Origin of the sequence: Actinoplanes campanulatus (genome assembly GCF_014647795.1) — a bacterium.
In the GTDB taxonomy this organism is placed as follows: Bacteria; Actinomycetota; Actinomycetes; order Mycobacteriales; family Micromonosporaceae; genus Actinoplanes; species Actinoplanes campanulatus.
Genome location: NZ_BMPW01000017.1, coordinates 138,066 through 157,548, shown reverse-complemented (window position 1 = coordinate 157,548; position 19,483 = coordinate 138,066). Strand labels below are relative to the sequence as shown.

Annotated in this window: 23 protein-coding genes and 1 riboswitch; of the genes, 10 read left to right on the top strand and 13 right to left on the bottom strand. The window is 71.3% G+C overall.

The annotated features are described in order from the left end of the window. Nucleotides 1–10: 10 nt before the first annotated feature. Nucleotides 11–874 carry a LysR family transcriptional regulator gene (locus IEZ13_RS29965; RefSeq protein WP_183224659.1) on the bottom strand — a complete coding sequence of 288 codons (864 nt, stop codon included), beginning with the start codon at nucleotides 872–874 and terminating at the stop codon, nucleotides 11–13. A gap of 70 nt (nucleotides 875–944) precedes the next feature. On the opposite strand from IEZ13_RS29965, the gene IEZ13_RS29960 reads away from it, so the two are divergent. Further along, nucleotides 945–1,904, top strand: coding sequence for an EamA family transporter (locus IEZ13_RS29960; RefSeq protein WP_229795208.1), 960 nt, complete (start codon nucleotides 945–947; stop codon nucleotides 1,902–1,904). Then, entirely contained in the window at nucleotides 1,786–2,754 is a 969-nt protein-coding gene (locus IEZ13_RS29955; protein WP_372441891.1) for a phosphotransferase family protein, read from the top strand. The genes IEZ13_RS29960 and IEZ13_RS29955 overlap by 119 nt, the downstream gene beginning before the upstream one ends. Nucleotides 2,755–2,758: 4 nt before the next feature. Here IEZ13_RS29955 and IEZ13_RS29950 read toward each other — a convergent pair whose 3' ends face one another. The 3 genes from IEZ13_RS29950 to IEZ13_RS29940 all read right to left on the bottom strand — a co-directional run bounded on the left by IEZ13_RS29950 (nucleotide 2,759) and on the right by IEZ13_RS29940 (nucleotide 5,097). Continuing rightward, on the bottom strand, nucleotides 2,759–3,691 hold the full coding sequence (locus tag IEZ13_RS29950) for a hypothetical protein (RefSeq protein WP_183224657.1): 933 nt from the start codon (nucleotides 3,689–3,691) through the stop codon (nucleotides 2,759–2,761). Nucleotides 3,692–3,850: 159 nt separating this feature from the next. Further along, a complete protein-coding gene (locus IEZ13_RS29945) occupies nucleotides 3,851–3,997 on the bottom strand; it encodes a hypothetical protein (RefSeq protein ID WP_183224656.1) in 147 nt (48 codons plus the stop codon). 179 nt (nucleotides 3,998–4,176) lie between these two features. Next, on the bottom strand, nucleotides 4,177–5,097 hold the full coding sequence (locus IEZ13_RS29940; RefSeq protein WP_183224655.1) for an acyltransferase family protein: 921 nt from the start codon (nucleotides 5,095–5,097) through the stop codon (nucleotides 4,177–4,179). A 637-nt stretch (nucleotides 5,098–5,734) separates the two neighbouring features. On the opposite strand from IEZ13_RS29940, the gene IEZ13_RS29930 reads away from it, so the two are divergent. After that, nucleotides 5,735–6,565: a nitroreductase/quinone reductase family protein gene (locus IEZ13_RS29930; RefSeq protein ID WP_183224654.1), complete on the top strand. Its 831-nt coding sequence runs from the start codon at nucleotides 5,735–5,737 to the stop codon at nucleotides 6,563–6,565. Nucleotides 6,566–6,605: 40 nt separating this feature from the next. Here IEZ13_RS29930 and IEZ13_RS29925 read toward each other — a convergent pair whose 3' ends face one another. From IEZ13_RS29925 to IEZ13_RS29915, 3 genes are all read right to left on the bottom strand, one after another. Beyond that, the gene (locus IEZ13_RS29925; RefSeq protein WP_183224653.1) at nucleotides 6,606–7,094 is read right to left on the bottom strand and encodes a hypothetical protein; all 489 of its coding nucleotides are present in this window, start codon (nucleotides 7,092–7,094) and stop codon (nucleotides 6,606–6,608) included. Nucleotides 7,095–7,284: 190 nt separating this feature from the next. Further along, on the bottom strand, nucleotides 7,285–8,028 hold the full coding sequence (locus IEZ13_RS29920; protein WP_183224652.1) for a HEAT repeat domain-containing protein: 744 nt from the start codon (nucleotides 8,026–8,028) through the stop codon (nucleotides 7,285–7,287). Nucleotides 8,029–8,177: 149 nt separating this feature from the next. Further along, on the bottom strand, nucleotides 8,178–8,882 hold the full coding sequence (locus tag IEZ13_RS29915; protein ID WP_183224651.1) for a hypothetical protein: 705 nt from the start codon (nucleotides 8,880–8,882) through the stop codon (nucleotides 8,178–8,180). 467 nt (nucleotides 8,883–9,349) lie between these two features. Here IEZ13_RS29915 and IEZ13_RS29910 point away from each other — a divergent pair, with 467 nt between their 5' ends. Continuing rightward, the gene (locus IEZ13_RS29910; protein ID WP_229795204.1) at nucleotides 9,350–9,964 is read left to right on the top strand and encodes a TetR/AcrR family transcriptional regulator C-terminal domain-containing protein; all 615 of its coding nucleotides are present in this window, start codon (nucleotides 9,350–9,352) and stop codon (nucleotides 9,962–9,964) included. A 1,003-nt stretch (nucleotides 9,965–10,967) separates the two neighbouring features. On the opposite strand, the gene IEZ13_RS29905 is transcribed toward IEZ13_RS29910, so the two are convergent. The 4 genes from IEZ13_RS29905 to IEZ13_RS29890 are packed head-to-tail and all read right to left on the bottom strand — an operon-like array spanning nucleotide 10,968 to nucleotide 12,875. Beyond that, a complete protein-coding gene (locus IEZ13_RS29905) occupies nucleotides 10,968–11,429 on the bottom strand; it encodes a GNAT family N-acetyltransferase (RefSeq protein WP_229795203.1) in 462 nt (153 codons plus the stop codon). Beyond that, on the bottom strand, nucleotides 11,426–11,968 hold the full coding sequence (locus IEZ13_RS29900) for a histidine phosphatase family protein (RefSeq protein ID WP_183224648.1): 543 nt from the start codon (nucleotides 11,966–11,968) through the stop codon (nucleotides 11,426–11,428). Before IEZ13_RS29900 ends, IEZ13_RS29905 begins: the two co-directional genes overlap by 4 nt. Continuing rightward, a complete protein-coding gene (locus tag IEZ13_RS29895; RefSeq protein ID WP_183224647.1) occupies nucleotides 11,965–12,690 on the bottom strand; it encodes a CbtA family protein in 726 nt (241 codons plus the stop codon). The genes IEZ13_RS29900 and IEZ13_RS29895 overlap by 4 nt, the downstream gene beginning before the upstream one ends. Beyond that, entirely contained in the window at nucleotides 12,681–12,875 is a 195-nt protein-coding gene (locus tag IEZ13_RS29890; protein WP_183224646.1) for a CbtB domain-containing protein, read from the bottom strand. The genes IEZ13_RS29895 and IEZ13_RS29890 overlap by 10 nt, the downstream gene beginning before the upstream one ends. A gap of 8 nt (nucleotides 12,876–12,883) precedes the next feature. After that, a riboswitch (adenosylcobalamin (AdoCbl) riboswitch) is annotated at nucleotides 12,884–13,034 on the bottom strand. A gap of 79 nt (nucleotides 13,035–13,113) precedes the next feature. Between IEZ13_RS29890 and IEZ13_RS29885 the strand changes: the two genes are divergently transcribed. The 3 genes from IEZ13_RS29885 (at nucleotide 13,114) to IEZ13_RS29875 (ending at nucleotide 15,395) form a co-directional block, all read left to right on the top strand. Next, nucleotides 13,114–14,274 (top strand): S8 family serine peptidase, encoded by a 1,161-nt coding sequence (locus IEZ13_RS29885; RefSeq protein WP_229795201.1) that lies wholly within the window; start codon nucleotides 13,114–13,116, stop codon nucleotides 14,272–14,274. Continuing rightward, nucleotides 14,271–14,759: a suppressor of fused domain protein gene (locus IEZ13_RS29880; protein ID WP_183224645.1), complete on the top strand. Its 489-nt coding sequence runs from the start codon at nucleotides 14,271–14,273 to the stop codon at nucleotides 14,757–14,759. Before IEZ13_RS29885 ends, IEZ13_RS29880 begins: the two co-directional genes overlap by 4 nt. A 66-nt stretch (nucleotides 14,760–14,825) precedes the next feature. Beyond that, nucleotides 14,826–15,395 (top strand): TIGR03086 family metal-binding protein, encoded by a 570-nt coding sequence (locus IEZ13_RS29875; protein ID WP_183224644.1) that lies wholly within the window; start codon nucleotides 14,826–14,828, stop codon nucleotides 15,393–15,395. Here IEZ13_RS29875 and IEZ13_RS29870 read toward each other — a convergent pair. After that, nucleotides 15,392–16,249: a helix-turn-helix transcriptional regulator gene (locus tag IEZ13_RS29870; protein WP_183224643.1), complete on the bottom strand. Its 858-nt coding sequence runs from the start codon at nucleotides 16,247–16,249 to the stop codon at nucleotides 15,392–15,394. The genes IEZ13_RS29875 and IEZ13_RS29870 overlap by 4 nt on opposite strands. An 87-nt stretch (nucleotides 16,250–16,336) precedes the next feature. Between IEZ13_RS29870 and IEZ13_RS29865 the strand changes: the two genes are divergently transcribed. From IEZ13_RS29865 to IEZ13_RS29855, 3 genes are all read left to right on the top strand, one after another. Continuing rightward, nucleotides 16,337–16,915, top strand: coding sequence for a class I SAM-dependent methyltransferase (locus IEZ13_RS29865; protein ID WP_183224642.1), 579 nt, complete (start codon nucleotides 16,337–16,339; stop codon nucleotides 16,913–16,915). Nucleotides 16,916–16,937: 22 nt separating this feature from the next. Further along, nucleotides 16,938–17,420: an HAD domain-containing protein gene (locus IEZ13_RS29860; protein ID WP_183224641.1), complete on the top strand. Its 483-nt coding sequence runs from the start codon at nucleotides 16,938–16,940 to the stop codon at nucleotides 17,418–17,420. Nucleotides 17,421–17,484: 64 nt separating this feature from the next. Next, nucleotides 17,485–18,294, top strand: a complete 810-nt coding sequence (locus tag IEZ13_RS29855) for a hypothetical protein (RefSeq protein ID WP_183224640.1) — start codon at nucleotides 17,485–17,487, stop codon at nucleotides 18,292–18,294. A gap of 21 nt (nucleotides 18,295–18,315) precedes the next feature. Here IEZ13_RS29855 and IEZ13_RS29850 read toward each other — a convergent pair whose 3' ends face one another. Continuing rightward, entirely contained in the window at nucleotides 18,316–19,464 is a 1,149-nt protein-coding gene (locus IEZ13_RS29850) for an epoxide hydrolase family protein (protein ID WP_183224639.1), read from the bottom strand. Between the last annotated feature and the right edge of the window lie 19 nt (nucleotides 19,465–19,483).

Sequence of the window (19,483 nt, the reverse complement as noted above, 5' to 3'; positions counted from 1 at the left end):
CGCGTACCCCTCAAGGAAGACCGGAAGCGTAAGCGGCGCGACTGAGCCGGACCAGGTCGTCGAGGCCGGCCGGCGGGTCGTCGCGCCACCAGGCGAGCCGGACGTCGATGCGGGCCGCCTGCCGCAGCGTGCGGTAGGCGACGCCGGGGCGAGGGTTCTGGTTGGCGGTGGCCTCGGACGTGACGCCGACGGCCTGGCCGGCGGCGATCAGCGTGAGCCACTCGTCGACGCCGTGCGTGGTGCGGATCTCCGCCGGTTGCGGGCCGGGATGCCACAGGTCGAGGGTGGTGGTTCCGGTGCGCGCATCGACGGCGACCGGATAGCGCGCCAGGTCGCGCAGGTGCAGGGTGCGGCGCCGGGCGAGCGGATTGTCGGTGGCGACCGCGGCGCAGCGGGTCTCGGCGCCGATCAGCGCGGTCGCGAAACGCGGGTCGTCGAGCGGGCGGCGGATCACCGCCACGTCGGCGGTGCCGTCGCTCAGACCCGCGCTGGGCGTGTTGGTGTGCACGAAGACCAGGGGAGTGCCGGGATGTCCGGTGGCCCACGCCCGCTGCAGGCGGCGGGTGTGTTTGCCCAGTGCAGCCCATGCGTATCCGATACGCAGTTCGCCGCGCCGGCTCTCGGCGAGACGCCGCAGGTGGGTGATCTCGTCGAGGATGCGGCGGGCGCCGGCCAGGACCTGGGTTCCGGTCGCGGTCAGCGCGACCCGGCGGGTGGTTCTTTCCAGCACGGGTACGCCGAGCGCCTCCTCCAGCGCGGCGATCGCCCGCGACACCGCGGCCTGGGACACGCCGAGCTCGGCGCCGGCGTCGGTGAACGTGCCGGTGTCGGCGACCGTGACGAGCGCCCGCAGGTGACGCAGTTGCAGATCCATGCGCTCAGCGTATAGATCCGCCGGGAAGCGTATTTCCCGCCGCGGCCCGCTGTTACCGAGACTGCGGGATATGACGACGACGGCGGGCGGACTGGCGATCATGACGGGCAGCGCGGCCAGCAACCAGATCGGCGCGGCGGTCGGCGCGCACGCGTTCGGCGCGATCGGCCCGGCCGGGGTGGTGGCGGTACGGCAGTTCGTGGCGGCGGCCGTCCTGCTGCCGGTGGCGCGCCCGGACCCACGGCGGTTCACCTGGGCGCAGTGGTGGCCGACGCTGCTGCTCGGGCTGGTGTTCGCGACCATGAACCTGTCGCTGTACACGGCCGTCGACCGGATCGGCCTGGGCCTGGCCGTGACGCTGGAGTTCCTCGGCCCCCTGTCGGTGGCGCTGGCCGGCTCCCGCAGCCGGGTCGACCTGCTGTGCGCGGCCGGCGCCGGCATCGGGGTGTACGTGCTGGTGCTGCCGTCCGGGAGCAGCGACTGGCCGGGCATCGGCTGCGGGGTGCTGGCGGCGTGCTGCTGGGCGTCGTACATCCTGCTCAACCGGCTGCTCGGCACACGGCTTCCGGGGTTGCAGGCGCCGGCCGCGGCCACCAGTGTGTCGGCGCTGATGTACCTGCCGGTCATCGTCCTGCTGGTCGCGCAGGGACGCTTGACCGGTACGGCGCTGCTGTTCGCGGTCGGCGCCGGGGTGCTGAGCTCGGTGGTGCCCTACGCCGCCGACCTGATCGCGCTGCGCCGCGTCCCCGCCCGGCACTTCGGTGTGGTGATGAGCGTGCACCCGGTGTTCGCGGCCCTGGCCGGGCTGGTCCTTCTCGGACAGGTGCCGGCCGTGCACGAGTGGATCGGCATCGCCGTCGTGGTGGCGGTGAACGTGCTCGCCGTTCGGCAGAATGCCGGGCATGGAACTGCTGCGGCACAGCACGGCGAACGAGGTCACCGGCGGCGTCTGGCGGCTGGCGGGCGGGCGCGTCCGCAAGGTGGTGACACCGCGGCGTGCGGGGGCGGCCGCGCATCTGGCGGCCAGTGACGAGCCGGGGCACTTCAACTACTGGCGGCGTGAGCCGTTGGCGTACGGGACGGGGCTGGCCGCCACCGCGTTCGCGTCCGCCGGGATCGCCGCGCCGGAGCTGTACGACATCTCGGAGAACGCCGACGGCGGGATCGGCATGGTGATGGAGGACGTCCAGGGCACGGCCGGGATGCGGTGGAGTGCGGGTGAGCTGGGCGAGTTCGCGTACCGTCTCGGGGCCGCGCAGGCCGGATGGGCCGGTAGGCCGCCGGCGATCGACTGGCTGGCCCGCGACTGGCTGCGCGACTACACCCTCGCCCAGCCGGTCCCGGACGACCTGGACTGGGATCATCCGGCGGCGCTGGCCGCCTGGCCGCCCGCGCTGCGCGCCGGCCTGCGGCGGTTGTGGGCGCGCCGGCACGAGCTGCTCGAGGCCGCGGACGCGCTGCCGCGCACCCTCTGTCATCACGACGTGTGGCCGATGAATCTGATCGGTTCCGGTCCGCGGATGGTGCTCTTCGATTGGGCGTACGCGGGACCCGGCGCCGTGGGGGAGGACGCGGCGAACCTGGCGCTGGACACGTTCTGGGACGGTCACGTGGACGTGTCCCTGCTGCCGGCGGTCCTCGAGGCGGTGATCGACGGCTATGCCCGCGGCATGCGCGACCTCATGTCGTCGGGGCAGGCCCGCCAGGCGGTGATGATCACCGGCGCGGCCAAGTACTTCTGGCTGGCCCCGCGGATGCTGGTGTCGGCGTGGTCGGCCCAGCCGCGCGGCAGGGGCTACGACACCCGCGACTGGGAGTCGATGTTCGCGGGCCGCGCCCCGATGTTCGAGGTGATCGTCGACTGGGCGGACGCATTCTGAGCCGTCACAGGTGACTGGTCGACGGGTGGCTGGTCCAGTATTCGACGGCCCTCGTCTGGTATTCGTCGGCGGCCCGCTCCCACTGACGCCAGGGCAGGTTCCGCTCATCGGCGCGGCGGGCGTCCGTCTGCGTGCAGACCACGCTGCCGTCGCGGGTGTGGAAGTGCGGTGCCGGGTACGCCCAGGAGCGCCCCCGCTCACCGGTCGTGTGCTGCTCCTCGTCGGCGCAGTGCTCGTGGATCACCTCGACGTCCCGGATGCCGCCACGGAAGTCGGCGCCCCGTTCGGGCGGGCGGCCGCGGACCCAGTTCAGGCCCCGCGGAGCCTCGACCTGCCGCCAGGTGGTCGAGGGCCGTTCGTTCATGGCGTGCCGCTGAGGCGGGTCGTCCACACGTGGCCACGACGTGGGGGCGTCCGTGGGGACGAGGGTGGGATCCCAGTGGACCAGGGCCGCGCCGGAGCAGATGGCCACCTCGGAGGTGCCGGCCCGGTGGAGCAGCAGGAGCAGCGGCTCGCCCGGGAGCAGGTGCCAGCCGACGTTCCCGGCGACGGGCAGTCGGTGCAGGTCACAGGCGGTCAGCTGCTCATCCAACGGCAGAGACCGGGCGTGCCGGAGGTCGTGCCGCACCTGCCGTCGTGGGCGTACGTGTTCCCGCCGGGCGCCGTCCTGGTCCGGGGCGAGCCGGATGCCCGCCGTCTGTGCGGGCCATTGCTGATCTGCCACCCGGTAGACCAGCCAGGAACCGGGCCGGTGGCGGCCGAGCCCGTTCTCCGTTCGGACGAGGGACTCGATCCGGGTCCAGACGTGCGGGGTGAAGACGCGCATCCCCTCGGTGGTGTCGGCGAGCAGCCACGTCGGCTCCCGGGCTTCACCGGCCAGGTGGATCACGGCCGGCTCGCCCTGCGGAGCGGGGATCCACTTCAGGCGCCGTCGCATGTCGGTCTCGCCAGAAGCCATGGGTCCCCTTCCACCGCGGTGGCCCGAGCCGGGCGTTCCGTTCGATGTGGTCACTGATTCTCGCAGGGTGAGGCGAGATGAGGTGTCCCCGGAACGGGCCGGGCGCGCATCAAGGCGAGTTCGGGCTTCGGCAGGCGGTCAGGTTCTGCGATGCCGCCGCCGGAGCAGCACGCTGACGACGGCGCCCGCGGCGACGGTGATCAGTGCCCACGGGCTCGCCGCGGCGGCCTCCGGAACAGGCAGCACGGCGTGGTCGACCTCGACCTCTTCCTGGATCGGCATCATGGGCACGACCGTAGGTGGTGGAGTCCACCCGATAGCCTATCTTCCTAGGATGCGCTAGAGGGAGTGCGGCAAGCCGCACCCGTACCAGTCGGCTTCGCCGACGAAAGAGTCAAGATCCTGGGCGGCGGGCCGGTGTTCGGGTCTTGGCGGCGTCGCCACCACATCCGGGTTCACGGCCACTACACATCTAGCCTCCCTGACCTGGGCGAACGCACGTATCGGCCGATGCGTGACCCGACGCGGCAGACGAGCAGTAGCCGGATGAGTCGTGCCGGACGGCGGGTCGCCAGGGCGGCCAGGAACAGGGCGATCGCCGGGCCGGTGGCCAGGTCCAGCCAGTAGTAGCGCGATACCGTCCAGACCGAGTCGTGGAGGACGATCAATGTCAGCACGGGGCTGGCGGCCAGCGCGGACAGGCCCAGCCAGGGCAGGCTCCGTGCCCGCTCACCCACGGCGACGATCCCGGCGGCGAGCACACCCAGGGTGAACAGCGGGGCCATCTCCAGGGTGTAGCCCGTCGCTCGTGCCGTGGTGGACCATCCCGGCCAGAGCAGGCCAGCGGCCACGGCCGGTGCGATGATCACGGCGAGAGTCGCCACCGGTCCGAGCTGTCGCCGGGCGAGCAGCAGCAGCGGGAACAGCAGGTACAGGATGGCTTCCACCGCGATCGACCAGAACGCGCTGTTGGGTGCGGGCGCGGCGATCAGGTCCTGCAGCAGCAGACCGTAGACGAGCGTCGACTTCGTGGTCGGTAATTCGCTCAGTGGCAGGGTGGGAACGGCCGCCGCGATCAGTGTGCTGGCGGTGAGGGCCGCCCAGTAGGCGGGCAGGATCCGGCGGGCCCGGCGCCGGGCGTAGGGCAGGACGCCGTCGAGGCGCCAACCGCGGCGGGCCGGGGCGATGGCCAGTGAGAAGCCGGACAGCACGATGAACACGACGACCGCGAGCCGGCCGTGGATGAGCCAGCCGAGCCAGCCCGGACCGGTGTCGGCGGGATAGCCGGGGAAGGCCAGCAGGTGGCAGTGGCTGACCACGACGTACAGGGCGGCCAGGCCCCGGAGCCCGTCGAGGGCGGGTAGCCGGTGGTCGTCGCGTGTCACGGTCGGCTCAGGAATCCCGAAGTTACGTCGGCCCGCTCGATCGAGGGAGCTGTATGCGAAAGCCCCTGGCCAGGACGTTGCCAAGGGGCTGCGCCCCCGCAGGGAACTCGCGGGTTTGTTGGACAGGCCGGTCCGGGCTCTGGCGGCAGGGGACCGGGGCGGGGCGGATGCGGTCAGTCCGGTGGCGGTGTCGGCGTATCCGGCCGGGCCCGGAATGCAGGGGCGTGTGGGAGACGAGGATCCGGCCAGTGCGGGCTGGGTGACCGGGTGGTGTGGGACAACGAGCCGTCCAGGCGGCTGGCCTCGGATTATGGGTTCGTGCGGGTCGGTGAGCGATGGGACGACGAGGACGGTCTGGAGATCGTCTACTAGAGTTCCATTCCATCCTAGGATGGCCTACAGGTAGTGCGGCAAGCCGCACCCAAGACAAACACAAAGGACGGCTTCGCCGACGACCCATCGGATCGGTTAGGGTGGGCGTCGTGACTGCCGGGTCGGCCTTGGGCCATTACCGAGTGGGGCACCCGGCTGACGCTTGAGCGCCGGGCGGCCGCCACGGTCGCCTGTTGCCGCCCGTGCTCCGCCGCTGTGTCGTGTACCTACGGTTCCTGCAGGTCACGACTCTTGAAAGCGGATAATGCCAAACGATTTCAACACTTCCATCATTGATGAATTTCGAAGCAACAACGGCCGCGTCGGCGGCATGTTCGAGGGCGCCCGCCTGATCCTGCTGACCACGACCGGGGCCCGCAGCGGCCGCCGGCACACCGTGCCGCTGGGGTATCTGCCCGACGGTGAGCGGATCCTGGTCATCGGGTCGGCGGGCGGATCGCCCCGTCATCCGGCGTGGATGCACAACCTGCTGGCCGATCCGGTCGTCACCGTCGAGGACGGGGCGTTCTCCTACCGGGCGACCGCCACGGTGCTGTCCGGTGCGGAGCGGGACGAGGCGTTCGCTCGTGCGGTCGAGCAGGAGCAGGGCTGGGCCGATTATGAGCGGCAGTCCGGGCGAACGCTGCCGGTGGTGGCGCTGGCGGCGATTCCGGGGCCGCCGGGGTTCAACGCGTCGTCGCCGGGTGAGGCGTTGCGGGTGGTGCATGACGCGTTTCGCCGGGAGCTGGCGGTGATCCGGGCAGAGGTGGCGGGCTCGGGTCCCGTGCTGGGTGCTCAGCTGCGGGTGAACTGTCTGACCCTGTGTGCGAATCTGCACGGTCATCACGTGCGGGAGGACGAGGGGATGTTCCCGGGGCTGGAGAAGGCGTACCCGGAGTTGGGACCGGCGATCGCGCGGTTGCGGGACGAGCATGAGGTGGTCGCCGGGCTGTTGGCGCGGTTGCGGTCGGCGCTGGCGGATCCGGGTCTGTCGCGGGAGGCGCTGGCCGTGGAGGTGGATGCGCTGACGTCGGATCTGGAGAAGCATCTGGATTACGAGGAGCAGGCGCTGATTCCGGTGCTCGACGGGGTCTGATTCGGGTGTGAACGCCACCGGCGAGTCTCGCCGGTGGCGTTCAGCGGGTGGTGGTGGGCCAGTGGTAGCCGCAGTTCTTGCAGCTGATCGGTGGGCGGCGGCGATGACGGCGTACCCAGCGGAGGCCGACGGTGAAGCCGAGCGCGGTGAGCGTGCCGAGGATGAGCAGGAGCGGCACGTTGTCGCGGTCGCCCTGGTCGAGGTCGGTGTAGCCGCCGATCAGGAGTATGGGGCCGAAGCATCCGGCGAGGGCGACGGCGACGAGGCCGATGATGTGTTGCTGGTGTCCGGTGGTGGAGGCCGCGCGGAGGATCGTCTCGTGGTTTCCGCAGTGGGGGCAGGTGGCGCGGGGTGGGGCTGCCAGGCGGATGAGGAGCCAGAAGGCGGCGACGAGGGCGGTGGCGGCCAGTTCGGTGCTGAGTTCGAAGGTGAGGTCGTCGAGGCTGCGGACGCCGATGAGGGCGATGAGCAGGCCTGCGGCGGTGGTGGCGAGGGCGATGAGTCTTCGTCGCGCGCGGGAGGAGGGCATGTGTCCATGAAGGCGGGTGGCCGGTGGTGTTGCCTATCGTCTTCCCGGCCGGGATCACTCCTTTCGGTTGTTCCACGGGGGCTCGCACGGCAGGGGACTTCCCTGGACGAGGTTGGTGTGGACGCTGTGTGCCGCGGTGATGCGCTACTGCGGCGTCGCGCTTGTTCGTCGACGCGGACGTCGTGGTAGGTCAGAGCCAGTCGGCGTTGCTCAGCAGCCGGGTCCGTAACTCGCGGGCGGCCTTGCCGCGATAGGACTCCAGTACGTCGTAGAGCAGTTCGCGTACGTCCGGGTCGGGGTGGTCGGCGAGAAACTCGAGCTCTTCGGCGCCGCCCCGGCTGCGCGTGCCGAGTCCCCACAGTGCGTCACAGACGTCCTCCACCGTCGCCGCGCCGTGCAGCTGCGCCATCAGCTCCGGTTTGGTCTTGCGGGGCCGGAGGTCCTCGTCCGGCAGGCGGCGACGTAGTCGGGCCGCCTTGGGGGTGCCGGGTTGAATGCAGGCGGGACAGGTACACGGCCGGATGCCGTGCGCGTCCGGTTTGTGCCGCCAGCCGATGCCCTGCGCCACGCTTCGGACTCGACGCACTTCGCCGGCTGAGATCGCACGGGGCACGAAGATCTCGAAGCCACGCGGATCGGCCGCCTCGCGCACCAGGGCAACGGCCCGCGCGGCCGGGCAGCGCTCCGGCTCCCGGTTGTACCGGCCGACCAGGACCGGCTCGTCGTCGGAAATGCGCAGGTCCACGGCGGCGAGCACGCCCGGGTGCCAGCGGCGCAGCTCGCGTACCCACTGGTGGGTGAGCGTGTAGGAGGTGAGTGACGGCATGCAGTAGACGCCCCGTTCACCGGCGCGGCCAGGACTGCGTGCGGCAACGCCGGTGCGGACGATTCGCCGCGCTCGGTCCTCGGGAGTGAGATGCACCAGGTTCGCCATTGCGGCGCAGCGTAGCCACGCCTCGCCGATCGCACCAGCGGATTCGCCCACCACCCGCCACGCGGGCAGGCGTCAGAACTAACGATCTTGTGAAAACCAGCGGTAAGGCTGGTCAGCGTCGTGGGGCGGCGAACCGGTCGGCGCCGCCCTCATCTCGCTCGCGACCGGACGAGGCGCACGCCGGTCGCGAGCAGCCAGACGAGCCAGGCGGCGAACCCTAGGAGCCCGACGAAGATCAGCTTCGAGCCGTCGGCGATCGCGAGGTTGCCGATCCCCGCGGCGAGCAGCAGGCTCCCGCCCACCAGGCCCAGCAGGCGCTGCCAAGCCGGAGTCAGCCCGCTCGCGTGCGCGGCGAGGGCCGCGCCGATGAAGGTGGTGCCGAGCGTCGGCAGCGTCAGCGCGAACGCCGCCGCGTGGACCTGCCAGACGAGTTCGAACGCGGGCGTCGGCTCGGCGAGCCCGCCGGCGGAGAGCGCGAGCCCGATCTGCAGGGCGTTGACAAGCACGAAGATGGCCGACAGCGTCGCGCCAGCGGCCAAGGTGAGGCGCGACCAGTCGGCGCCCGCTCCGCCGCGCCGCTCCACGAGGCCGTGCAGGCCGGTCACGAACACGAGTAGCAGCGGCAGGTTCAGGGCCACCTGACTGGACGCGATCGCGACCGAGTCTTTGTTGGCTGCGTAGTAGGCCAGCACTTCCTCGATCGGAGCGCCGAAGGTCGGCGCGCCCGTTCCCGCCAGCACCGCGTTCTCTATCGCCACCGACACCGCGAACGCGATCGCCGCGGCGCCGACGAGCCGGCCTGGAACGAACCAACTGCGGGCTAGCCTGGTGGCGGTGTTCTGCGGTGATCTCATCTTTTACTCCTTCGTTTCAGTCGGATGGCGGGTTGTCAGCAGGTTCAGGGTGTTCGTTCGGATGGTCATCGGTTCTTCTTTCAAGAGGAGCGGTCCCTCCGGCGGAGTGGCGGCAGGCCTGGGCGTGCATGCGCACGGGTTGGGTCGGTCGGGTCGTCAGACGGTGGACGACTCGAGCAGTGAGGGCAGGCCGTAGCGGTGCTGGACGGCGGGCCGCATCGTCGCCGCCCCGGCCGGACCGGCCCTTGGTACCAGGCGCGCTGGAGGCGTTCGGCCGCTGATCGGTTCCCATAGGAGCCTCCTCACGTCCGAGCTGCGACTCCGTTTGCTCGTACGCTGTACTTCGTACGCCGTACTATGCTCGTACGCTGTACGATAGTCAAGCCGTTCGAGGAGCGAGGAGACCCGTGTCTGTGAGGAAGCAACGCCAGGGCGCGTCAGACGCGGGGTTGAGCAAGCAACGGGTGGTGATCGAGGCGATCCGGCTCGCCGACTGTGAGGGGGTCGACGGGCTGAGCATGCGCCGGCTGGCTGGCGCGCTCGGCGCGGGCGCGATGTCGCTCTACTACTACGTGGCGAACAAGGAGGAGTTGCTGGACGCCATGATCGACGTGGTGTTCGAGGAGATCGAGCTCCCGCCCGAAGGGACCGACTGGCAGTCAGCGATGCGACGGCGGGCGGTATCCGCCCGACAGGTTCTCGCACGCCACCCGTGGGCGATCGGCCTGATGGAGTCGCGGACGTCGCCCGGGCCCGCGAACCTCCGCCACCGCGAAGCGGTCACCGCCTGCCTACGGAGGGCTGGCTTCCCGGTCTTGATGGCGACGCACGCCAACTGGTTGCTCGACAGCTATGTCTACGGTTTCGCCCTGCAGGAAGCCAGCCTGCCGTTCGACACCGCCGATGAACTCGCGAACATGACCGAGGACGTCTTCCTGCCCCAGCTTCCTCCTGACGAGTTCCCCTACCTCAACGAGTCCGCCGCGGCACTCGTCGCTGCCGGCTGCGACCCGGCAGAGGAGTTCATATTCGGCCTCGACCTCATCCTGGCCGCCCTCGATCCCCTGAGAGCCTCCGCATAGCAACGCTCACGGACCGTCGCGCGGCCCTCTGCACCGAAGCTCCGATCCATCACCGCGAAACGAACTCACCCGCGACGGCGTCGCCGTCCGGGCCAACGGCAGCACGTACGGCCGACGCCCTCGCCTTGCCCGACTCGGCGCGACTGACCGGGCACGCGTCGGGTCTCGGGGACCAACGTTCGGGATAGCCCCGTCAACCGTGATCCTGGCCATGAACACGGCTGCGGTGAGAGGAGGCGACCCGGGCGCGCGGATATCTCTGGATCTCCGGTGACTGAGTGGGGTCAGCCGCCCCGAACACGGATGCCTCCTGCTGCCCGCCGGCATCGCCGTGCGGCACTACCGGGGCGCCCCGAGCCCGCGACCATTTCCACCAGCGCGGCAGTCCAGGTCATGAACCGGTGTGCCCACGAAGGCGTCACCACCGGCCAGGTCACCCTGCCGCGGCGGCACCGTTCACGTCGGTGTGTGGTTCCGGCTGCTGCGGACCGTGCTTGACGAGTACGGATGGCCGACGTCGACGGCCCGGCCGGTCAGGTCGGGTAGCGAGGGTGGGTCAACTGCCAGCCGACGCTGGTGTGGTGGAGGGGGAAGTCGCCATCCTCCCACCAGGTCCCGGGATGGCGCGACCAGCAGCAGGTCCAGCTCCTGCCGCCGCCGCTCGGTGAGAAGGTGCGCCACCCGTGTCCACGTTTCCGCGCGGGACCAGCTCTTCCTCGGAGAACACGTCCCGAGTCGCCACCCACCGCCCTGACCATCGACGACCGTGAACGGGCGCGACGCTCAATGCCCCTGAAGCGTGGTTCCCTCGGGGGTTCGTGTAGTCGCCTTGTCTCTGCGGGTGGTACCCGCACGAAGGGGAGGCCCGGCGCGGGGTTGGGGTGAGGGTGACCGGGGGCGCTCAGCCCGGATGGTGCCTCGCGGGCGTGCGCGGGCAGCTGGGTCGCGTGGTGCCGCGGGAGGTGTGGTCCGGCGGGGCTGGGTCGTCCGTACCAAGAAGGGTTTAGAGGGTGAGGTGCATGTGGGTGCTGTGGGGGTCGGGTCGGTAGTCGGCGAAGGGTGGGCAGGTTCGGAAGCCGAAGCGCTGGTAGAGGGCGCGGGCGGGGGCGAAGTAGTCGGCGGTGCCGGTTTCGAGGTAGAGGTCGGTGTAGTGGCGGTGGCGGGCTTGGGTGATGAGGTGTTGTAGGAGGGTGGTGGCGACGCCGCGGCGTTGGGCGGTGGTGGCGGTGCGCATGGATTTGATTTCGGCCGTGGTGGGGTCGTGGTGTTTGAGGGCGGCGCAGCCGACGAGGTGGGGGCCGTCGTGGGCGGTCCAGAGGGTGATGTCGGGTGTGCGGAGGCCGTCGAGGTCGAGGGCGTGTTTGCTGTCGGGTGGGCTGGTGGCGCGCATGTCGTCGAGGTGTTGTTGCAGGAGGGCGGCGATGTCGGGGCCGGTGAGGTCGTCGATGGTGATGCGCAGGGTCACGAGGTGGATTGTGGCAGGTGCAGGTGCCAGCCGTCGGGGTGGCGGGTGAGGCGCGTGACGGCGAGTGGGGCGACGTCGAGGCGGCGGATGGCGGTTGCCGGGAGGTCGAGGGCGGCGGCCAGCACCGCGCGGATGATCGTGGGGTGGGCGACGGCGGTGAGTGCCGGTTGATGCTGGCTGCGCAGCCAGGTGGTGGCGCGGGTGAGCAGCTGGGTGTGGGATTCGCCGCCGTGGGGTGCCGCTGCCGGGTCGGTGAGCCAGGTGTGCAGGTCGGCCGGGTCGATCTGGTCGAGGGTGTGGCCGGTCCAGGTGCCGTAGCGGGGGTCGGCGAGTGCCGGGTCGATGCCGGGGGTGGCGCCGAGGAGTGCGGCGGTTTCGCGGGCGGCGCGGGAGGGTGCGCTGATCCATGGGCCGTTGCCGGGGATGCGCAGGGTGCGGGCGATGTTGCGGCCGGCGTCGTCGAGGGGGTCGTCGCCGCCGAACACGGCCCGGCGTAGTGCGCGGGTGTGTCCGGCGGCGATCAGCCGAAGGCCGGTCACGGAAGAGTGACGGGGGTTTCGGTGCGGTGGGCGAGCCGGGCGAGCAGGCCCGCGTAGCCGAGGCCGAGGGTGGTCCAGAGGATGGTCTGGGTGCCGAGTGAGGAGATCCGGAAGTCCCACAGCAGGGTTGCGGGGAAGTCGGCGGGCACCTCGTCGAAGGTGGGCAGGAGGGTGTAGGCGATGGTGACGACGACTCCGAAGGCGGCCGCGGCGGCGGTGGCGCGGGCCCAGGGGTGGGTTTGGGTGCGGGCGGCGAGGGCGGCGGCCCAGACGGCGACCAGCCCGAGGGCGACCGCGGCGAGGTAGGCGGCGGTGCGCTGGTCGATGGTGGCCGGGTCGCCGACGGCGGGTGGGTTGGGTGGGTATTTGAGGTAGGGCACGAGGACGATGCCGGTCAGGGCCGCCGCGGCGAGGCCGAGGGCGGCGGTGGTGTCGCTGCCGGTGTGCAGGCGGCGGCGCAGGACGGTGTACGCGGTGGCGAGGATGCCGCCGAGTGCGATGCCGTAGAGGCCGGTGGCCAGGAACAGGCCGGGGCCGGACTGGACGTCGCGGGAGACGAGGGCGTCGCCTTCGGGCGCGCCGGCTTCCTCGATGGCGATGGCCGCGTCGATGTGCGGTTCACCGGCGAGGTAGGCGAACGTTGCGGCGAGCAGTCCGGCGATGAGCCCGGCGAGTAGTCCCCTCAGCAGCAGTTGCGGGTAGCCGGGGGTGGTCAGTGGCACGGAACACCGAGCAGGTGGCGGCCGTCGTGCATGAGTTCGTGCAGGTACATGCCGGATTGGGAGAGGGCGCCCTGGTCGAAGGCGACGAGGTAGGCCAGCAGCAGCATGATGCCGGTGAAGCCGGCGGCGGTGGCCAGCAGTTTGGTGGAGACGGCGGGGGTGGTGAGCGCTTGTGCCTTGGGCATGGCGGGATCAACCTCCTACGGGATGACGCGTCCCGATCGATGGGGCCTGCGGCGCGTGAGCGTCCTGACTCACCGGCCCCGTGGGGCTGGTTCACAGTGGCGCGACCGCACCGGATTCTCACCGGATTTCCCTCAGCGCACCGCAGATTGGATTCTCAACCTATCGGCCGGGGTGGTCCGGGCACAACCGGCGGCCGGTAGCATCCACGCCGGTCTACGGGGTCGGGGGTGTGTGGTGGTGCGGTGGCCGGTGGCGGTGGTGGCCGGGCTGGTGGTGTCGGTGGCGGTGCCGGTTCCGCGGCAGGCGTGGGCGGCGCCGTGTCTGGGTGCGCAGCCGGTGGTGTCGGCGGTGCCGGCGGAGTTGAAGGCGTACGCACCGGCGAGGTTGGCGGGGTTGGCGACCGGTGCCGGGGTGCGGGTGGCGGTGGTCGATTCCGGTGTTGATGCGCGGCATCCGCAGCTCAAGGGTCATGTGGCGGCGGGCAGGGATTTTCTGCGTAACGAGTTCGCGGGCCGGCGGGACTGTGTGGGGCACGGGACCGGGGTGGCCGGGATCATCGCGGCCGGCGCGGATGCGGGCAGTGGGGTGCAGGGGTTGGCGCCGGGGGCGACGATCGTGCCGGTGCGGGTGAGTGAGCAGCAGGACATCGACGAGTCGGCGACGTCGTCGGGTGGTAGTGCGCAGACGTTCGCGCAGGGGATTCGGTGGGCGGCGGGTCCGGGCCGCGCCCAGGTGATCAACATTTCGCTGGTGATGCCGCAGGAGAGCGAGGCGGTGCAGTCCGCGATCGCGGAGGCGGTGGCGGCGGGGGTGATCGTGGTGGCGGCGGCCGGTAACGACGGCCCGGACGCCGGCGTGGTGTTTCCGGCGGACTATCCGGGGGTCATCGGTGTCGGCGCGGTCGGTGCGGACGGGCTGCGGGCGTCGTATTCGCAGGTCGGTGAGCATGTGGATCTGGTGGCGTTCGGGGACGTGACGGTGGCGTCGCCGGTGGCCGGTCATCAGGTGGTGCAGGGCACGAGTTTCGCGACGCCGTTCGTGACGGCGACGGTGGCGCTGCTCAAGCAGCGGTTTCCGCGGGAGAGCGCGGCGCAGATAACCCGGCGGTTGTTGCGGTCGGTGGATCCGGCGCCGGGTGGTGCGCGCAGTGACGAGTACGGGTACGGGCTGCTGAATCCGTACCGGGCGCTGACCGAGGAGGCGGGCCCGGTCGTGGCCGCGGCGCCGAATGTGGTGACCGCGCCGCGGCGGGCGGCGAATTCGTCGGAGTGGGTGCGGGCGGGCTGGTTCGCGGCCGGTGGTGCGGGGCTTGCGGTGCTGGCCGGTGTGGTGGCGGTGGTCGTGGGGCGGGGTCGGCGTCGCGGTTGGCGGGCCGGTCATGATCGAATGCCGGGATGATGTGGGACGCGGTCACCGAGGCGATGGGCGGGCTGTATCCGGATGAGCAGCCGTGGCATGTGACGTATCCGGCTGAGGGTTACCGGTTGCGGGCGGCGTCGGCGTATCCGGCGGCCGGGCACTGGCATCTGGTCGGGTACGGGCTGGGTGAGCGCTGGGGCTTCGAGTTGACGGTGCGGGTGGCCCGCGGCGATGAGCAGCAGCCGCCACAGTGGCCGTTCGTGCTGTTGGACCAGGTGGCGGCGTATGTGGCGGCGCTGGACGGCCCGGTGGAGGACGGTCAGTGGATCAACTGGGGTGGTCCGGTGACGGGTTTTCCGCACACGGACGGCCCGGACACCGGTTTGACGGTGTTGATCCTGGTCGAGGATCCGCAGCTGGGTGACCGGTTCCTGCAACTGGTGGGGGTGACGTCGGCGGAGGCCGACGGGCGGGTGGACGTTCCGGAGGATCCGCTGATGGTGACCGACCCCGCCCGGGCGTGACGCGTTCACCCGTCCGGGCGGTGCCGGGTGCTGGCTGTGGGCGGCCGGGGTTTCTAGTCTGGGTGGATGTCTACCGAGATCAGTGACCTGCTGGGCCGTGCCGTGCCCGCCGTGACGGCCCTGGTGGCGGGGGTGCGTGACGAGCAGCTCGGGCATGCCACGCCGTGTGCCGAGTTCAAGGTTCGTGACCTGCTGAATCATCTGTTTCAGGTGGTCCACAACTTTCAGCTGGTGGCGGCGCGGGCGGAGGTCGACTGGAGTGTCACTCCGGACAGTCTGACCGGCGCGTGGCGCGACGATTTCGCGGTCGAGGCCGTCGCGATGGTCGCGGCGTGGTCGGATCCGGCGGTGCTGGACGGGGTGTCGCCGGGGATGGGCCTGCCGCAGCGGACGCTCGGTTTGATGATGGTGGTGGACCTGGTGGTGCACGGCTGGGATCTGGCACACGCCACCGGGCAGCCGTACGAGGTGGATCCGGCGTTGTTGCCGCCGACGGCGGAGTTCCTGGATTCGATGGGGGAGATGGGCCGGCAGATGGGTGCGTTCGGGCCGGCGGTGAGTGTCGGTGCGGAGGCGGACCGGTTCGCGCAGTTGCTGGCGGTGACCGGTCGTGATCCGTCGTGGCGGGCCGGTTAGGTGCTGCGCCACCGGGCCGGGGTGACGCCGTGTTCGAGGCGGAACCGTTTGGTGAAGTAGGAGACGTCGGGGTAGCCGCAGCGGCGGCTGACCGCGGCGACCGGCAGATCGGTTTCGGTCAGCAGCCGGCGGGCCTCCTGGAGCCGCCGCTGGGTGATCCACTGTTGGACGGTGCGGCCGGTTTTGCGGCGTACGACCGTGGTGAGGTGTCCCGCGGTGAGCGCGAGGTCGGCGGCGACGTCGGCCAGTGACAGGGGTTCGGTGAACCGGTTCTCGATGACGTCGAAGACGGCGGCGAGCAGGGGTTCACCGGCGGCCCGGAGCTGGCCGGGGAGGTTGGCGGTGTGCCGGGCGGCGGCCACCAGCAGCAGGGTGAGGTGGGCGAGGGCGGCTTCGCGGTAGCCGTCGCGGCGGGCGGTCAGTTCGGTGTGCAGGGCGGTGAACCGGCCGGTCCAGGCGGGCCGGTCGGCCGGTGGGATCCGTAGCCGTTGGGGGCGTTCGGCGCCGGCGGCGAACGGGAACAGCAGCGGGTGGGCGCGCCAGGACACGTGGGCGCCGGTGCGGACGGCGTCGGCGGGGAACCAGACGACCCAGCCGTCGGTGGTGGCGGGTGAGTCGCCGGTGAACGCGATGACCTGGCCCGGGGCGAGGACGAACAGGTCGCCGGGTGACACGGTGAAGCGGCGGCCGTCGATGAGGACGTCGTCTGCGGCGGTGTCGGCGTAGAACAGTGCCAGGAAGTCGTGGGCGTGGGCGGTGACCGGCACGTCGTGGCGGGGCAGCCGGACCACGGCGACCGCCGGTTGGCCGGGCTGGTGGGGGAATCCGACCAGCGGAACCGAAGAACGTCGCATTCTGGCCGAGGATCGGCCGTTGTCGCCTGTCGCAGCGTGCACGACGCTGACAGTACGACCGCATCCTGTCATAGGGGGAGTGCTGTGATGACCGATTATCTGCCGGCTGCCGGCAAGCCGTGGCTGCTGCCGTTGTACGACCCGCTGAGCCGGCTGGCCGGGGCGGGCCGGCTGCACCGGCGGCTGCTGGAGCAGGCCGGTCTGCGCGCCGGCGACCGGGTTCTGGAGATCGGCTGCGGTACCGGGAATCTGCTGACCATGCAGGCGCGCCTCGGGCCGCGGGTGGACGCTGTGGGCATCGACCCGGATCCGGCGGCGCTGCGGCGGGCCCGGCGCAAGGCGGAGCGGGCCGGGGCGCAGGTCGGCTACCGGCAGGCGTACGCGGGTGATCTGCCGTTCGGCGACGGCGTGTTCGATGTGGTGTTGTCGTCGCTGATGCTGCACCACCTCGACGACGGCGGCCGGGACCGGGCGCTGCGGGAGGTGGCGCGGGTGTTGCGGCCGGGTGGCCGGTTGCATGTGGCCGACATCGACGGGCACGGCCGGTCGGCCGGGCTCACCACGGCGGTGTTCAGGCAGGCGGGACTGGTCGCGGCCGCGGTGACCGGGCGTGGGCGGGCGTGGCGGCTGGGCAGGTACACGCTGTTCACGGCCGGAGCGGCGTGAGTATGCGGCTACAGTCGGCGGCGTGGTCTCGCCGGTGTGGTTGCTCGACGTCGACGGCGTGCTGAACGCCTCCCGGCCCGGCTGGGGGGCCGCGCCGCGCAGCGGCATCGCCGTCAGCGACGGGGTCGCCTACCGGATCCGGTGGGCGCCGGCCCTGGTCGGCCGGCTGCGGGCGCTGCACAGCAGTGGCCTGGTGGCGGTGCGGTGGTGCACGACGTGGTGTGCGGACGCGGAGCAGATCGAGCGGCTGCTCGGGTTGCCGCCGCTGGAGCGGGCGTGGGCGCATCCGATCTCGAGCAGGCAGGCGCCGGCGGTCAAGCTGGCAGCGGCGCGGGCGGTGATCGCTGAGGGCCGGCGTCTGATCTGGACCGACGACGAGGTGGTGCCGGCCGGCGGGCCGGTTCACGAGGAGCTGTCCGCCGGCGGTCTGCTGATCGCGCCGAAGCCTGGGCGTGGCCTGCAGCCGGAGCATCTGGACGCCATCGAGGCGTTCTGCTCACTCTGAGCGGTTTCCTTTTCTGCGGTACGGGTGAGGGGCGCTGTACGCGGGTCGGGCAGAATGGCCGGTCATGCGACGTATCGTCTCCGGTCTCTGTCTGCTCGCCGTGGCTCTGGCCGGCTGCGCCCGGCCGGGAACCGGCCCGCAGGACACGCCGTCGAGCACGCCCGCGCAGTGGAGCACCCATGCGGCCGACGTGACCGGGGTGGCTCCCGGCCCCGGGAGCAGGGCGGTGACGGTGCGGGTGGCGGCGTTGACCGGGCCGGACGGGTGTTCCCGCAACGTGCGGGTGGCTCGCACGGAGGAGGAGAACGGAACAGTCTTCGTGTCCGTGACCGAGGAGTCGATGCTGTCGTCGGTGCACGGCGTCTGTCCCGGCAGCACCCCGGTGAGCGTGACGGTGACGTCGGCGACTGCGTTCGGGAGCCGGGTCGTGACGGTCAACCAGCAGCCGTGGGTGCTGCGTGGCGGTGTGTACCAGCGTTGTGATCCGGAGCTGGGCTGCAACCCGCCCGGCGATCACTGTGACGCGACGTGGACGCGGGCGGCGGTGCGCGGCCTGGACGTGTCACGTCACTCCCAGGGCTCGGTCGAGTCGTGTGACGCGGACTGGCTGGTCATGACCGTCCCTGATGACCCGGCCGCGTGCGGTGCCGAGGTGCGGCCGGGCTGCGAGGTGAACACCGCGGTCCGCCGATACTTCCTGCGCGCCGGTGCGACGGGCTGGTCGCTGGTGGCGCGTACCGGGACGGCGGGCTGCGCGGCGATCCGCAAAGCGGATGCGTCGTTCCCCACGGCGCGGTGCGCGGATCTGCCGGCGCCGGGGCGTTTCGTGACGTCGGCGCCGCCGCTGCCGTCGGACGCCCCGCCCGGTGGCTGACACCGGGCGGGGGCCTTGTGCCTACCGTAGTTTCCGGAAGAACGTCCGGATGTCGTCGACCAGGAGTGCGGGTGCTTCCATGGCGAGGAAGTGCCCGCCCTTGCCGAGTTCGGTCCAGTGCACGATGTGGTGGTCACGTTCGGCCCACGGCCGGATCGCGAGGTCCTGGGCGGAGACGAGGACGCCGGTGGGCACGGTCGAGCGCCCGCCGCTGCCGGGTGGGGTCGCGGTGAACTCCTCGTAGTAGATCTGGGCGGCGGAGGCGGCGGTGCCGGTCAGCCAGTAGATCGACACGTCGGTGAGGATGCGGTCGCGGTCGATGCTGTCCTCCGGCAGTCCCTCTGGCGGGTCGGTGTGCTCCTTGAATTTCTCCACGATCCAGGCGAGCTGGCCGGCGGGGGAGTCGGTCAGGGCGTACCCGACGGTTTGTGGGCGTTTGGCGTTGCATTGCAGGTAGCCGTCGTTGTAGCTCTGCATGCCCTGCCAGCGTCGCTGGTCGGCTGCGTCGAGGCTGTCGATCTCCCCGTCGGTGCCGGCCGGGAGGGTGACCATCGCGGTGAGGTGAACGCCGATGACCCGCCGCGGGTCCTGTTCGCCCACTTTGGGGCCGATCCACGCGCCCCAGTCGTAGCCGTGTACGCCGTACCGGTCGTATCCGAGCCGGGACATCAGCTCGTTGAGGATTGCGGCGATGCGGGCCGCGTTCATGCCGGGCCCGGCCAGTGGGGTGGAGAACCCGAATCCCGGCAGCGACGGGATCACCAGGTGGAAGGCGTCGGCGGGGTCGCCGCCGTGGCTGCCGGGATCCGACAGGGGCCCGATGACGTCGAGGAAGTCGACCACGCTGCCGGGCCAGCCGTGCAGCAGGATCAGCGGCGTGGCGTCCGGCTCGGGTGAAGGCACGTGCAGGAAATGCAGGTTCTGCCCGTCGATGGTGGTCAGGTGCTGCGGGTACCGGTTGAGGGCCGTCTCGTGGGCCCGCCAGTCGTAGCCGGTGCGCCAGTAGTCGGCGACCTCCCGCAGGTAACCGACGGGAACGCCGCGGCTCCAGCCGACTCCGGGAAGCTCCTGCGGCCACCGCGTGCCGGCCAGACGGGTCTTCAGATCGTCGAGCTGCGATTGCGGGATGTCGATCCGGAACGGGCGCAGGCCCGGTTCGCTGTTGGTCATGCGGCCCACGCTAGGGACC

Excerpts from the sequence above, each read along its gene's own strand:
- IEZ13_RS29965 (WP_183224659.1), bottom strand. The coding sequence starts at position 874 with ATGGATCTGCAACTGCGTCACCTGCGGGCGCTCGTCACGGTCGCCGAC.
- IEZ13_RS29890 (WP_183224646.1), bottom strand. The coding sequence starts at position 12,875 with ATGCCCAAGGCACAAGCGCTCACCACCCCCGCCGTCTCCACCAAACTG.
- IEZ13_RS29850 (WP_183224639.1), bottom strand. The coding sequence starts at position 19,464 with ATGACCAACAGCGAACCGGGCCTGCGCCCGTTCCGGATCGACATCCCG.
- IEZ13_RS29930 (WP_183224654.1), top strand. The coding sequence starts at position 5,735 with ATGCCAAACGATTTCAACACTTCCATCATTGATGAATTTCGAAGCAAC.
- IEZ13_RS29865 (WP_183224642.1), top strand. The coding sequence starts at position 16,337 with ATGACCGATTATCTGCCGGCTGCCGGCAAGCCGTGGCTGCTGCCGTTG.
- IEZ13_RS29920 (WP_183224652.1), bottom strand. The coding sequence starts at position 8,028 with ATGGCGAACCTGGTGCATCTCACTCCCGAGGACCGAGCGCGGCGAATC.
- IEZ13_RS29870 (WP_183224643.1), bottom strand. The coding sequence starts at position 16,249 with ATGCGACGTTCTTCGGTTCCGCTGGTCGGATTCCCCCACCAGCCCGGC.
- IEZ13_RS29880 (WP_183224645.1), top strand. The coding sequence starts at position 14,271 with ATGATGTGGGACGCGGTCACCGAGGCGATGGGCGGGCTGTATCCGGAT.
- IEZ13_RS29945 (WP_183224656.1), bottom strand. The coding sequence starts at position 3,997 with ATGATGCCGATCCAGGAAGAGGTCGAGGTCGACCACGCCGTGCTGCCT.
- IEZ13_RS29875 (WP_183224644.1), top strand. The coding sequence starts at position 14,826 with ATGTCTACCGAGATCAGTGACCTGCTGGGCCGTGCCGTGCCCGCCGTG.
- IEZ13_RS29855 (WP_183224640.1), top strand. The coding sequence starts at position 17,485 with ATGCGACGTATCGTCTCCGGTCTCTGTCTGCTCGCCGTGGCTCTGGCC.
- IEZ13_RS29915 (WP_183224651.1), bottom strand. The coding sequence starts at position 8,882 with ATGAGATCACCGCAGAACACCGCCACCAGGCTAGCCCGCAGTTGGTTC.
- IEZ13_RS29960 (WP_229795208.1), top strand. The coding sequence starts at position 945 with ATGACGACGACGGCGGGCGGACTGGCGATCATGACGGGCAGCGCGGCC.
- IEZ13_RS29925 (WP_183224653.1), bottom strand. The coding sequence starts at position 7,094 with ATGCCCTCCTCCCGCGCGCGACGAAGACTCATCGCCCTCGCCACCACC.
- IEZ13_RS29950 (WP_183224657.1), bottom strand. The coding sequence starts at position 3,691 with ATGCGACGGCGCCTGAAGTGGATCCCCGCTCCGCAGGGCGAGCCGGCC.